Origin of the sequence: Allobosea sp. UNC402CLCol (assembly GCF_000745475.1) — a bacterium.
GTDB lineage: Bacteria > Pseudomonadota > Alphaproteobacteria > Rhizobiales > Beijerinckiaceae > Allobosea > Allobosea spartocytisi.
The window spans coordinates 189,161-202,128 of sequence record NZ_KN050692.1 but is presented as its reverse complement, the minus strand read 5'-3'; the positions used below and the strand labels follow the sequence as shown (position 1 = coordinate 202,128).

The following is a 12,968-nucleotide window of genomic DNA, read 5'->3' as shown; positions in this document are numbered from 1 at the left end:
GAATGAGGGCTCTTTGCGTTTGAAGAGAGATGTAGACCGATGGATGTCGGCCTCTTCGATTTCGATCTGCCCGAGGACCGTATCGCGCTGAGGCCGGCAAGCCCGCGCGATGCGGCGCGTCTGCTCGTGGTGCGTCCTGACGCAGCCCAGCCCTTCGCCGATCTCGGCATCCGTGACCTGCCGTCCCTGCTGCATCCGGGCGACGCGCTGGTTCTCAACGATACCCGCGTGATTCCCTCGCGCCTGCGCGGCCGGCGCTATCGCGGCGAGGATTCGGCGCGCGTCGAGATCATGCTGCACAAGCGCGAGAGCGAGGATCGCTGGCGCGCCTTCGCCCGCCCGGCCAAGAAGCTGGCATTGGGTGAGACCGTCATGTTCGACGCGGATGGCGCCAGCAATGCCTGCGAGCTCGGCCGCTTGCAGGCCGAAGTCCTGGAGAAGGGCGAGGGCGGCGAGGTCGAGTTGCGCTTCAGCCTGACCGGCGCCTATCTCGACGAGGCGATCGCGCGGCTCGGCGAATTGCCGCTGCCGCCCTATATCGCCGGCAAGCGGCCCGCCGACCCCGCCGATGCCCGCGACTACCAGACGGCCTACGCCCGCCATGAGGGCGCCGTCGCGGCGCCGACGGCTGGCTTACATTTCACGCCGGAGCTGTTCGCAGGCCTGGAGGCGCGCGGCATCTCCCGCCATTTCGTGACGCTGCATGTCGGCGCCGGCACCTTCCTCCCGGTCAAGGCCGATGACACCGACGAACACCGCATGCATGCCGAATGGGGCACGGTCTCGGCCGAGACGGCGGCCGCGCTCAACGCGGTGAAGGCGAGGGGCGGGCGCATCGTCGCCGCCGGCACGACCTCGCTGCGCCTCCTCGAAAGCGCGACCGGCGAGGACGGGGCGATCCGGCCCTTCTCCGGCGACACGGCGATCTTCATCACGCCGGGCTATCGCTTCCGCGCGGTCGACGTGCTGATGACCAATTTCCATCTGCCGCGCTCGACGCTGTTCATGCTCGTCTCCGCCTTCTGCGGACTCGACGTGATGAAACGCGCCTATGCCCATGCGATCGCTGAGCAATACCGCTTCTACAGCTATGGCGACGGCAGCCTGCTGTTCAGGGCGGGCTGACTGCAGCCGTCATGCTCGGGCTTGACCCGAGCATCTCGGAAACCAGTGCTTTCTCGTCCTGAGATTCTCGGGTCCGCGCTTCGCTTCGCCCGAGAATGACGCTTCCAGTCTCAGTTCCCCGGCAGCGGCGGCACGCCCTTCTGCCATTCCGGCCAGTCCGTCACGATGTGATCGACCACGCGCGAGCCGGCCGCCTCGATATTGGCGACGGTTTCGGCGAAGCCGCCGGCGGTCTGACCCGGCGCCGGGTCGAGATGCTGCAGCGTCGTCTCGTTCGGGTTGCCCTGGTCGAAATTGACCGCGCCGCGCAGGCTCAGGACACGGTCGGTGCCGAATTGGCGCTTGATCACCAGCGTGATCGCCGCCGCCTCCATCTCGGTGATGACATAGTCGTCGGCGCCGTAGAGCTTGGCGATGTACTGGGCCTCCTTCGACAGGCCGGGGCCGTGGAAGAAGGTGTCGCCGGTCATATGCGTGCCGGTCGTCACGGCCGGCGCAGCCTGCGCGCGCTTCTCCGGATAGCGCATGCGGTACTGCCGCGCCGCATCGGAATCCTGCAGGTTGGTGCCTTGGCTCAGCTTGACGGCCCAGCCGACCAGCGCCGGGTTGAGCGGGAAGACGCGGTAGCTCTCATAGCCCTTGCGCGGCATGAAGACCGGCTCGCCCGGCTTGCCTTCCTCCGGCGCCCAGCGATGGCCGAGATCGTAATCGACGAGCCAGCTCGCCCAGGAGACGTCGCCGATGGTGCCGCGCGAGGGCGGCGTGCCGGCGACGCCACTCAGGATGAAATAGGCCTGCGAGAAGTCATAGGCCGGGTCGAGCAGGATCGCCTGCATCGAGGAGGAGGAGTTGACCTTGCCCATGCCGAGCACGGCCCCGCAGACGCCGTCATCGTTGCAATAGACCGGCTTCAGCGCGCCTTTGACGGCATGGGGCGGGCTTTTCATCCAGTAGCGCTCGTACCAGTGCTGGAATTCGCCGGCGCGATCGCTCGTATTCTCGCCGATCTCGAACATCGCCGCGACGAAGACCTTGACCTTGATCGGCTCCGAGGCGGCTCTCGCCGGCAAGGTGACGGTGCCAAGGGCAAGGGTGGCAAGGGCGAGGGTAGCCATGCCGTAACGCGAGATGATGTTCTGAGCCATGTCGGCCTCCGCAGCGGCGATCTGCCCGCTTTCCAGCGAGTCACAGCAAGCCTCGTGCCGTGTTCTGCCATGGCGGCGGCCGGGCCGTCCATGTCGACGCCGCAATCTGCGACGCCACGGTCGTTGAACCGGCTCGCATTCCGGCCGTGAAAATGCTACCGGGCTCCCAACAGGGATTTTGACAGTCAAATGGCCGATATTTTTCGCGAGATCGATGAGGAAGTCCGCCGGGACAAGGCGGCGCAGTTCTGGAAGAAATATGGCTGGGCCGCAGTGGCGCTGGCCGTGCTTGCCGTCATCGGCGTGGCCGGCTGGCAGTTCTGGCAGCACCAGCAGAATCAGGCGGCGGCGGCCGTTGGCGCGCGCTTCGAGGCGGCGCTGAAATCCTCGCGCGACGGCGATAGCACCCAGGCTGAGTCGATCCTGAAGGAGCTCGCCGCGGGTGCTCCGGCCGGCTATCGCGAGATCGCCCGCTTCCGTCTCGCCGCCGAGACGGCCAAGAACGATCCCGCCGCCGGCGCCACCGCCTTCGACGCGCTCGCCAATGACGGCTCGCTCGACCAGAGCTATCGCGACCTGGCCCGGCTGCGCGCCGGCATCCTGCGCGTCGATCTCGTTCCCTATGCCGAGATCAAGCAGGCGCTGGAGCCGCTGGCGACGCCGCAGGGCATCTGGCGCCATTCCGCGCGCGAATTCCTCGGCGTCTCGGCCCTGAAGAACAACCTCTTCGAGGATGCCGGGCGCTGGTTCGACGCCATCGTCACCGATCCGGCGACACCGCAGGCCGAGCGTCAGCGGGCCGACCTCTACCTCGCGCTGGTCCGTGGCGGGCCGGTGACGGTGCAGAACTAGAAAAAACCCTTATCATCGCGCGCGTCATCCCGGCGACCGCAGGGAGACCCGGGATCCATGCCTGAGCGTTTCCAGCTAAGGTTCAGGCAATGGATCTCGGCTCTGCGCTTTGCGTGACCGGGATGATGACGGAAGATGTGAAGCGAATGACAGCCATCGTTGCCCTCATCGGGCGCCCCAATGTCGGCAAGTCGACCCTGTTCAACCGGCTCGTCGGCAAGAAGCTCGCGCTGGTCGATGACCGCCCGGGCGTGACGCGCGACCGCCGCGAGGGCGACGCCTCGCTCGGCCATCTGCGCTTCAAGGTCATCGACACCGCCGGTCTGGAAGAGGCCGACAAGGATTCACTTTTGGGCCGCATGCGCGCCCAGACCGAGACGGCGATCGCCCAGGCCGATGTCGTCGTCTTCATGATCGACGCCCGGCTGGGCCTGACGCCGATGGACCAGCCCTTCGCCGAATTGGTGCGCCGCTCCGGCAAGCCGGTGATCCTGCTGGCCAACAAGGCCGAGGGCAAAAAGGGCGCGGACGGCATCATCGACGCCTATTCGCTCGGCCTCGGCGATCCCGTGCCGTTCTCGGCCGAGCATGGCGAGGGCACTTCGGATCTGCTGGAAGCGCTCGCCCCTTTCATCGACGACGAGCCCGATGAGGATGGGGAGGAGAGCGAGGCCGCCTGGGAGAACGTCGCAGGAGAGGGGACCGAAGAGGATATCGATCCGGACCGGCCGCTGCGCGTCACCATCATCGGCCGGCCCAACGCCGGCAAGTCGACGCTGGTCAACCGCATGATCGGCGAGGAGCGGCTGCTCACCGGCCCAGAGGCCGGCATCACCCGCGACACCATCTCGGTCGACTGGGAATGGCGCGGCCGCAAGGTCAAGCTCTTCGATACCGCCGGCATGCGCAAGCGCGCCCGCATCGAGGAGAAGCTGGAGAAGCTCTCCGTCGCGGATTCGCTGCGCGCCATCCGCTTCGCCGAGGTCGTGGTCGTGCTGCTCGATGCGACCATTCCTTTCGAGAAGCAGGACCTGACGCTGGTCGACCTGACCGAGCGCGAGGGCAGGGCCGTCGTCATCGGCCTCAACAAATGGGACCTCGTCGCCGACAAGCAGGGCCTGCTCGCCGAACTCAAGGAGAAGGCCAACCATCTGCTGGCGCAGGTGCGCGGCGTGCCGATCATCCCGCTCTCGGGCCTGGCGGGCGAAGGCATCGACCGGCTGATGCAGGGCGTCTTCTCGGCCTATGAGGTGTGGAACCGCCGCGTCTCGACCGCGCGCATCAACCGCTGGCTCGAAGGCGTGCTCTCGGCCCATCCGCCGCCGGCGGTGGCCGGGCGCCGCATCAAGATCCGCTACATGACGCAGGCCAAGGCCCGGCCGCCGACCTTCGCCCTGTTCGGCAATCAGCTCGACCATCTGCCGGTGTCCTACACCCGCTACCTCGTCAACAATCTGCGCGAGGCCTTCGAGCTGCCGGGCACGCCGATCCGGCTGCATACGCGCGGCGGCCACAATCCTTACGACAAGGAACGCAAGGGCTGATGCGTGTCGCGGTCGTGGGCGCCGGCATCGCCGGTCTTTCGACCGCCTGGTCGTTGAACCGGCGCGGGCATGCGGTACGCTGTTCGAGCAGGCACCGCAGATCCCCAACCCCTACGCCGCTTCCGGCGACCAGCACCGCGTCCGCCCACACCTTCACCGCCGACAAGAGGTTCCTCTCGCGGCAGATCGGCCGGGCCACGGTCGTCTCGGCCTGTTCGGGCCACGGCTACAAATTCGGCGCGGCCGTGGGCCGGCGGGTCGCTGCGGCGGTCGAGAGCGACGATCAGGCCGGGCTGCTGCGCTGGCTCAGGGCCGAGTGACACCGGCTGGCTTGCCCGCGTCGCGCGCCGAGAGCTCCTCGGCCTTCGCCTCGTCTGCCCGAGCCCCGTCCTCGTCTTTTGCCGCATGCCGGGCCGCGGCGCGGAACCGGTAATTCGCGTCCGATTCGGGCGCGAGACGGATCGCCTCGCTGAAGTCGGCGATGGCACGGGCCGTGTCGCCCCTGTTGAAATAGGTCAGGCCGCGGACGGTGCGCGCCTTTTCCAATCCCGGGGCGAGGGCGACAGCGCGATCGAGATCGGCGAGCGCCTTGTCCGCTTCACCGAGTGAGGCCTGGATCGAGGCGCGCGTCACGAGGAACTCCGCTTGCGCTGGGTCGAGACGGATGGCGGTGTCGAGATCGCTCAGGGCCCGCGGAAGATCCCGCATGTAGAATAGATGGGCCTTTCCGCGCTTCCAGAAGGCGACCGCGAGCGTCGGCGCAAGCGCGATGGCGCGGGCGTAATCAGCGAGCGCTCGCGTATAGATTGCGCCCGTCCCCGGCGCCAGCAGGTCCGCGCGATCGAGCAGGGCCGCGGCGAGCGCGTCACCTGCGAGACCGCCCTTGTCGATCAAGGCATTGCAGGCCGCCAGAGCCCGGTCATGGCGGGCGATGCTCTCCAGCGGATCGAGGGCCGCTTCCGTGAGGCCGGAGCGACAGGTTTGGCGCAAGTCCGAAATGGCCGGGCGAGGAGATGCCGCCCCGTCATCGGCAAGAGCATGCCCGGTGGTCAGGACCATAGCCGCGCCGAGGGCCGGGAGGGAAAGCGGACGCCAGACGAAACCTGCGAGCATTCTGCCTCCGATGGTCGGGAGCGGTGAGACGCTCTCAGGCCGGCATTTGCGGCGCCAGAACCTTGCCTTGCGGGAAGTCGAAGATCTTGCCGCTCTCGGCCCAGTCCGGCGAGGCCAGAGTGACGAGATGCGGAGCGAGGTCCTCCGGCGTCTTCAGCGTCGCCGGGTCTTCGCCCGGCATCGCCTCGGCACGCATCTTGGTGCGCAGCGGGCCGGGATTGACCAGCATGACCTTGACCGGGGTCGTCGCCGTCTCGGCCGCATAGGTGCGCCCCAGAGCCTCCACAGCCGCCTTGGAGATCGAGTACGGCCCCCAATAGGCCAGGCATTTATGCGCCGCGCCCGAGGAGAGCAGGATGACGCGTCCGGCATCGGAAGCGCGCAGCGCCGGGTCGAGCGACTTGATCAATCGCCAGTTGGCCGTGACGTTGATGTCGAGCACCTTGGCCCAGTCCTTCTCGGTCACGTGGCCGAGCGGGGAGAGGGAACCGAGGACGCCGGCATTGGCGAGCAGGATGTCGAGCTTGCCCCAGCGCTCCAGCAGGGCAGGACCGAGCTTCTCGAGCCCGCCCGCATCGGCGAGGTCGAGCGGCACCAGCGTGGCGCTGCCGCCGAGCGCGTTGATCTCGTCGTCCAGTTCCTCGAGCGCGCCGGTGGTGCGGGCGAGCGCCACGACATGGGCGCCGGCTGCGGCGAAGGCGAGCGCCGCCGCACGACCAATGCCGCGCGAGGCGCCGGTGACGAGCGCGATACGCCCCTGCAAAGGCTTGGACATCAGACGCCGCCGGTTCAGCCGGCTTCGGCCAGCAGGGAGATCTGCTGCTTGGCGCTCTCGCCGATCACGTCGGTCAGCGAGGTCGGGTAGTCGCCGGTGAAGCAGTGGTCGGTGAATTGCGGCCTCAGCGGATCGCGCCGCTCATGGCCCATGGCGCGATAGAGCCCGTCGACCGAGATGAAGGCGAGCGAGTTGGCGCCGACGAACTGCCGCATCTCCTCGAGGGAGTGCGTCGCAGCGAGCAGCTTCTCGCGGTCGGGCGTGTCGATGCCGTAATAGTCGGGATGGGTGATCGGCGGCGAGGAGATGCGGAAATGCACCTCGCGGGCGCCGGCCTCGCGCATCATTTTGACGATCTTGAAGGAGGTCGTGCCGCGCACGATCGAATCGTCGACCAGCACGATGCTCTTGCCTTCGACCACCGAGCGGTTGGCCGAGTGCTTCAGCTTGACGCCGAGCTCGCGGACCTTCTGCGTCGGCTCGATGAAGGTGCGCCCAACATAGTGGTTGCGGATGATGCCGAGCTCGAAGGGGATGCCGCTGGCCTGGGCATAGCCGAGCGCGGCCGGCACGCCCGAATCCGGCACCGGCACGACCACATCGGCATTGGCAGGGGATTCCTGCGCCAGCACGGCGCCCATCGCCTTGCGGCGCTCATAGATGCTGCGGCCCTTCACGATGGAATCGGGCCGGGCGAAGTAGATGTATTCGAAGATGCAGGGCCGTTCCGCGATCGGCGGGAAGGGCTTGTGGCTTTCGATGCCGCTCTCGGAGACGATGAGCACCTCGCCGTTCTCGACCTCGCGGATGAACTTGGCGCCGATGATGTCGAGCGCGCAGGTCTCGGAGGTCAGGATCGGGCAACCGTCGAGCTCGCCCAGCACCAGCGGGCGGATGCCGAGCGGATCGCGCGCGCCGATCAGCTTCTTGTTGGTCATGCCGACGAAGGCATAGGCGCCCTCGATCTGGCGGATGCCCTCGACGAAACGGTCGACGAAATTCTGCTTGCGGCTGCGCGCCACCAGATGCAGCAGCACCTCGGTGTCGGAGGTCGACTGGTAGATCGCGCCGTCGCGCACGAGGTTGCGGCGCAGCGTCAGCCCGTTGGTCAGGTTTCCGTTATGCGCCAGGGCGAACCCGCCGCCATGCAGCTCGGCGAAGAGAGGCTGGACGTTGCGCAGGATGGTCTCGCCCGTCGTCGAATAGCGGACATGGCCGATCGCCTGCTTGCCCTTGAGCTTGTCGATGACGCTCGCTTCCGAGAAGGCATCGCCAACGAGGCCGAGCCGCCGCTCCGAGTGGAAGCGGGTGCCGTCGAAGGAGACGATGCCCGCCGCCTCCTGCCCGCGATGCTGGAGCGCATGCAGGCCCAGCGCCGTCAGCGCCGCGGCATCGGCATGGCCGTAGATCCCGAAGACGCCGCATTCCTCCCGCAGCCGGTCGGCGTTGGGATCGAAGGCGGTCTCCGTCTCGGTCGGCGAGATCATGGCGAGCTCCACACGGGGTTTAGAGGCGAACTTTCTACGCGCTAATTAGGGACGGGTTGGGGCAGGCGCAACGGGCGCCGGCGTGCCCGGAGCGCGGGGCTCCTCTGCGGGCGCTTCGGGCGCAGCCTCGGTGCCGGGCTTCTTCAGCAGGTTCTTGATGAAGTCGGCATTCACGTCCTGCGGCAGCATCGCGATCAGCGAGCGTCCGGTTTCCTCCAGCATCGGCTTGGCCTTGGCCTCCTTGGCCCAGACCGGCATCTTCTCGTTGCCGACCAGCGCCGCGAAGAAGACATAGCCGATCACCGCCAGCAGCAGCCCGCGCGCCGCGCCGAAGACGAAGCCCAAGGTGCGGTCGAGCGCGCCGATGCGCGAGTCGAGCACGAAGTCGGAGATGCGCGCCGTCAGCAGCGAGACGACGATCAGCGTGCCGAGGAACAACAACGCGATCGAGGCGACGAGCGCGATCGTGCCCTGCGCCGAGCTTGCCGGAATGTATTGCTGGATGAAGGGCACGAGCTGCGGATGGAACACCCAGGCGACGGCCGCCGCGGCGATCCATGAGACGATGGCGAGCACTTCGCGGGTAAAGCCGCGGACCGCGGCCAGCAAAGCCGAGATCAGAACCACGCCGATGACGACGAGATCGAGAATGGTGACAGGCATTGGGAAGGCCGCTTTGCTGATGACTCACGACGGCCGGCCCGCCGACGGACCACCGTTTCGGTTTTGCTATACGCGTTCCTCGCCCCTGCGTCACCCTGCCGGCGATGTCATTTCACACTCTTGCGTGGCGCGCGGGCGGCGATATCGGCAACGAGTTCCGTCACATGGCCGAAACGGCGCAGCAACAGGCCATTGCCGTCGCCATGGTCGGCACCGCCCGCCGGCATGAGCGCCGCCTCGAATCCGAGCTTCGCCGCCTCCCTGAGTCGCGCCGCCGCGACCGAGACCGGCCTGACCGCGCCCGACAGCGCGATCTCGCCGAAATAGACCGCCTCCTGCGGCAGGATCGCACCCGTCAACGAGGAGACCAGCGCCGCCGCCACCGCGACATCCGCCGCCGGCTCGTTGACGCGCAAGCCGCCGGCGACGTTCAGATAGACGTCGTGCTGGCCGAGTCTGAGGCCGCCATGGGTTTCGAGCACCGCGAGCACCATGGCGAGCCGGCTGTTCTCCCAGCCCACCACGGCGCGCCGCGGCGTGCCCAGCGCGGTCGGCGCCACCAGCGCCTGGATCTCGACCAGCACCGGCCGCGTGCCCTCGATGCCGGCGAAGACGGCCGCGCCCGGCGCCGGCTGGTCTCTGCCCGCGAGGAACAGGGCGGAGGGGTTGGTGACCTCCGACAGTCCCTTGCCGGTCATCTCGAAGACGCCGATCTCGTCGGTCGCGCCGAAGCGGTTCTTCTGGCCGCGCAGGATCCGGAACGAGTGCGCCCCTTCTCCTTCGAACGACAGAACGGCGTCGACCATGTGCTCGACCACGCGCGGGCCGGCGATCTGCCCGTCCTTGGTGACATGGCCGACCAGGATCAGGCAGACGCCGCTGGTCTTGGCATAGCGGATCAGCGCCTGGGCCGAGCCGCGCACCTGCGTCACCGTGCCGGGCGCGCTCTCGACCTCGCCCGACCACATCGTCTGGATCGAATCGATCACGACGAGGGCAGGGCGCTCACCCTGGCCGAGCGTCGCGATGATATCCTCGACATTGGTTTCCGCTGCCAGATCGACCGGCGCCTCGGCCAGCCCCATGCGCTCGGCGCGCAACCTGACCTGCCCGGTCGATTCCTCGCCCGAGACATAGACGACCCGCCGTCCGCCCAGCGCGAGCGCGGCGCAGGCCTGCATCAGGAGCGTCGATTTGCCGATGCCGGGGTCGCCCCCGATCAGCAGCACCGAGCCCGGCACGAAGCCTCCGCCCGTGACGCGATCCAGTTCGCCTATGCCTGAGACGATGCGCGGCGCGTCCTGCGTCTCGCCCTTGAGCGTCTCCAGCGCGAAGACGCGGCCCCGCGCCCTCCCGCCGGACGAGGGGCGCCCGCCGCCCGGAACCGGCGCCGCTTGCGCTTCCTCGACGAGCGAGGACCATGTCCCGCAGGCGTCGCACTTGCCCTGCCAGCGGTGATAGACGGCCCCGCAGGCCTGACAATGATAGGTCGGGCCGCGCTTGGCCATCAGCCGCCCAAATACCGCCGCTCATAGCGACGGCCGAGGCTGGTCAGGATCTCGTAGCCGATCGTCTTGGCGCCGGCGCCGACGGACTCCAGATCGAGTGGCCCGCCGATCAGCGTGACGCTCGCGCCGCGCTGGGCGGCGCCCGCGGGCGCATCGGTGACGTCGATGATGATCAGGTCCATCGAGACCGAGCCGACGAAGGGGCAGGCCACGCCGGCGACGAGGGCCGAGCCGCCGGTGATCGTGTCGGTCCAGCTCCCGTTGCGCGGATAGCCGTCGGCATAGCCGAGGCAGATCGTGGCCAGCTTGCGCTTGCCCTTGGCGGTCCAGCGGCCGTTATAGCCGACCTGGGTCCCATCCTCGACCTCGCGGGTCTGGATGATCGTCGCTTCGAGCCCGATGATGGGCTGCATCGGGTTCGGCCGGCCCGGCGTCGGATTGCCGCCATAGAGCGCGTAGCCCGGCCGGGTGAGCTGGTAGGATGGGCAGTCCTTCAGGAAATGTCCGGACGAGTTGAGCAGCGAAGCCGGCAGCTCCGGGAAGGCGGCGGCGATCTCGGCGAAGGCGGCGATCTGGCGGGCATTGGCCGGGTCGGCCTCGTCCTCGGAAGAGGCGAAATGGCTCATCAGCAGGCCGATATCGGCCGCGGCGAGGGTGCCCGATTTCTCGCGGGCGAGGTTCAGCCCCTCGCCGGGCCAGAGCCCGAGCCGGTTCATCGCCGTGTCGACATGCAGCGCTGCCGGCCGGACTTTCGCGCCGGTCTGCCGGAACGAGGCCCATTCCAGCAATTCCTCATGCGAGCCGAGCACCGGCGACAATTCATGCTCGGCATAGATCCCGCCGCTTCCGGGCAGCAGGCCGTTCAGGATGTAGACCGTCGCCTCGCGCGCGACCTTGCGGGCGCGGATGCCTTCGGAGAGATGGGCGACGAAGAAATTCCGGCAGCCCGCCCGGCTCAGAGCCGTCACGGCCGGCTCGATGCCGATGCCGTAGGCGTCCGCCTTGACGACGGCGCCCGCCTCCGTGCCGGCGCGCTTGCCGAGAAGCCGCCAGTTCGAGACCAGCGCATCGAGGTCGATGGTCAGTGTCGCGCCATAGGCGCCGGGTTCAGGCGTTTCGACAGACATCATTCACGGTCCGGGAGGCGAAGGTCGTCGGCGCGGTCGGAGAAGCGCGTCACATCGGCGTCGAACTGGAGGGCGATCGTCCCGGTCGGGCCATGGCGCTGCTTGCCGATGATCAGCTCGGCGACGCCATGCGCCGCCTCCATCTCGATCTGCCATTTGTTGTGTTCTTCGGTGCCGGGGCGCGGCTCCTTGCCCTTGAGGTAGTATTCGTCGCGATAGACGAACATGACCACGTCGGCGTCCTGCTCGATCGAGCCGGATTCGCGCAGGTCCGAGAGCTGCGGGCGCTTGTCGTCGCGGCTCTCGACTTGGCGCGAGAGCTGGGACAGCGCGATGATCGGAACCGAGAGCTCCTTCGCCAGCGCCTTCAGGCTGGTCGTGATCTCGGTCAGCTCCTGCACGCGGTTCTGGCTGTTCTTGGAGGAGCCGGACAGAAGCTGGAGGTAGTCGATGAACAGGACGTCCAGCCCCTTCTGCCGCTTGAGCCGCCGGGCGCGAGCGACGAGCTGCGCGATCGAGATGCCGCCGGTCTGGTCGATATAGAGCGGGATTCGCTCGATCTGCGCGGCGACATCGGTCAGCCGGGCGAAATCGGCCTCGGTGATGCGGCCCTGCCTGATCTTGTAGGAGGAAATGCCGGACTGCTCGGCGACGATACGGGTCGCGAGCTGGTCGGACGACATTTCGAGCGAGAAGAAGGCCACGACGCCGCCATCGACCGTCTTGATCGTCCCGTCCGCCTGCCGCTCGCCGCGCCAGGCCTTGGCGATGTTGAAGGCGATGTTGGTCGCCAGCGAGGTCTTGCCCATGGCCGGGCGGCCGGCGAGCACGATGAGGTCGGAGGGCTGCAGGCCGCCCATGCGCTGGTCGAGATCGCGCAGGCCCGACGAGATGCCCGACAGGCCGCCGGCGCGCTGATAGGCGCTCGCCGCCATGTCGATGGCGAGACGCAGCGCCCCGTCGAATTTCTGGAAGCCACCCTCGTAGCGGCCCTTTTCGGCGAGTTCGTAGAGCTTGCGCTCGGCTTCCTCGATCTGCTCGCGCGGCGCCATCTCGACGGGGGCGTCATAGGCGACGTTGACGAGGTCTTCGCCGACGCCGATGAGCAGGCGGCGCACGGCGAGTTCGTAGATCGTACGGCCGTAATCGCCGGCGTTGATGACGGTCGTCGCCTCGGCAGCCAGTCGGGCGAGATACTGGCTCGGCGTGATGTCGCCGAGATCGAGGTCGTTGACGAAGGTCTTGAGCGTGATCGGCGTCGCAAGCTTGCCGGAGCGAATCAGGCTGGAGCTCAGCTCGAAGACGCGCTGGTGGATCGGCTCGAAGAAATGGTCCGGCAGCAGGAAGTCGGAGACGCGATAGAAGGCGTCGTTATTGACCAGGATCGCGCCCAGCAGCGCCTGCTCGGCCTCGATGTTGTGAGGCTGGACGCGGTATTCCGCCTCGCGGTTGTCGAGGCGAGCGACGAGGGCTGTAGCGGTGGCCATGGCCGTCCCGATAAATCGATGCTGATTGATACTTCAAGCCGACATTCGGCCGCTGGATACGAAACGCGCGGCGGCTGATTCGGAAGACTCTTAGATTACCACCCCGCCATCTCCTGCCAGCAGCGTGATGCGTGATCCACTC

The 12,968-nt window shown here is 67.7% G+C and carries 11 protein-coding genes and 2 pseudogenes; 5 read left to right on the top strand and 8 right to left on the bottom strand.

Features of this window, described 5'->3' with window-relative positions; all coding sequences use genetic code 11:
* Positions 1–39: 39 nt before the first annotated feature.
* On the top strand, positions 40–1,125 hold the full coding sequence (queA, locus tag GY40_RS23455; protein WP_038367670.1) for a tRNA preQ1(34) S-adenosylmethionine ribosyltransferase-isomerase QueA: 1,086 nt from the start codon (positions 40–42) through the stop codon (positions 1,123–1,125).
* 110 nt (positions 1,126–1,235) lie between these two features.
* On the opposite strand, the gene GY40_RS23450 is transcribed toward queA, so the two are convergent.
* Entirely contained in the window at positions 1,236–2,270 is a 1,035-nt protein-coding gene (locus GY40_RS23450) for a purine-nucleoside phosphorylase (RefSeq protein WP_081925629.1), read from the bottom strand.
* Positions 2,271–2,459: 189 nt separating this feature from the next.
* Between GY40_RS23450 and GY40_RS23445 the strand changes: the two genes are divergently transcribed.
* From GY40_RS23445 to GY40_RS28400, 4 genes and pseudogenes are all read left to right on the top strand, one after another.
* Positions 2,460–3,122 (top strand): tetratricopeptide repeat protein, encoded by a 663-nt coding sequence (locus tag GY40_RS23445; RefSeq protein ID WP_038367668.1) that lies wholly within the window; start codon positions 2,460–2,462, stop codon positions 3,120–3,122.
* A 146-nt stretch (positions 3,123–3,268) separates the two neighbouring features.
* Positions 3,269–4,666 carry a ribosome biogenesis GTPase Der gene (gene der, locus GY40_RS23440; protein ID WP_038368697.1) on the top strand — a complete coding sequence of 466 codons (1,398 nt, stop codon included), beginning with the start codon at positions 3,269–3,271 and terminating at the stop codon, positions 4,664–4,666.
* Positions 4,666–4,740 (top strand): annotated as a pseudogene (locus GY40_RS28575) (FAD-dependent oxidoreductase); the annotation flags it as partial. The gene der and the pseudogene GY40_RS28575, both read left to right, overlap by 1 nt.
* 69 nt (positions 4,741–4,809) lie before the next feature.
* Positions 4,810–4,986 (top strand): annotated as a pseudogene (locus tag GY40_RS28400) (sarcosine oxidase); the annotation flags it as partial.
* On the opposite strand, the gene GY40_RS26750 reads toward GY40_RS28400, so the two are convergent.
* The 7 genes from GY40_RS26750 to GY40_RS23400 form a co-directional block, all read right to left on the bottom strand.
* Positions 4,973–5,656, bottom strand: coding sequence for a tetratricopeptide repeat protein (locus tag GY40_RS26750; RefSeq protein WP_197062806.1), 684 nt, complete (start codon positions 5,654–5,656; stop codon positions 4,973–4,975). The pseudogene GY40_RS28400 and the gene GY40_RS26750 sit on opposite strands and share 14 nt — an antisense overlap.
* A 157-nt stretch (positions 5,657–5,813) precedes the next feature.
* Positions 5,814–6,554, bottom strand: a complete 741-nt coding sequence (locus tag GY40_RS23425; RefSeq protein ID WP_038367664.1) for an SDR family NAD(P)-dependent oxidoreductase — start codon at positions 6,552–6,554, stop codon at positions 5,814–5,816.
* Positions 6,555–6,568: 14 nt separating this feature from the next.
* Positions 6,569–8,041: an amidophosphoribosyltransferase gene (gene purF, locus GY40_RS23420; RefSeq protein ID WP_038367662.1), complete on the bottom strand. Its 1,473-nt coding sequence runs from the start codon at positions 8,039–8,041 to the stop codon at positions 6,569–6,571.
* Positions 8,042–8,086: 45 nt separating this feature from the next.
* Positions 8,087–8,704, bottom strand: coding sequence for a CvpA family protein (locus GY40_RS23415; RefSeq protein WP_038367659.1), 618 nt, complete (start codon positions 8,702–8,704; stop codon positions 8,087–8,089).
* Positions 8,705–8,811: 107 nt separating this feature from the next.
* On the bottom strand, positions 8,812–10,212 hold the full coding sequence (gene radA / locus GY40_RS23410) for a DNA repair protein RadA (RefSeq protein ID WP_038367658.1): 1,401 nt from the start codon (positions 10,210–10,212) through the stop codon (positions 8,812–8,814).
* Positions 10,212–11,339 (bottom strand): alanine racemase, encoded by a 1,128-nt coding sequence (alr, locus tag GY40_RS23405; protein WP_038367655.1) that lies wholly within the window; start codon positions 11,337–11,339, stop codon positions 10,212–10,214. Before alr ends, radA begins: the two co-directional genes overlap by 1 nt.
* Entirely contained in the window at positions 11,339–12,826 is a 1,488-nt protein-coding gene (locus GY40_RS23400) for a replicative DNA helicase (protein WP_038367653.1), read from the bottom strand. The genes alr and GY40_RS23400 overlap by 1 nt, the downstream gene beginning before the upstream one ends.
* Positions 12,827–12,968: the final 142 nt, after the last annotated feature.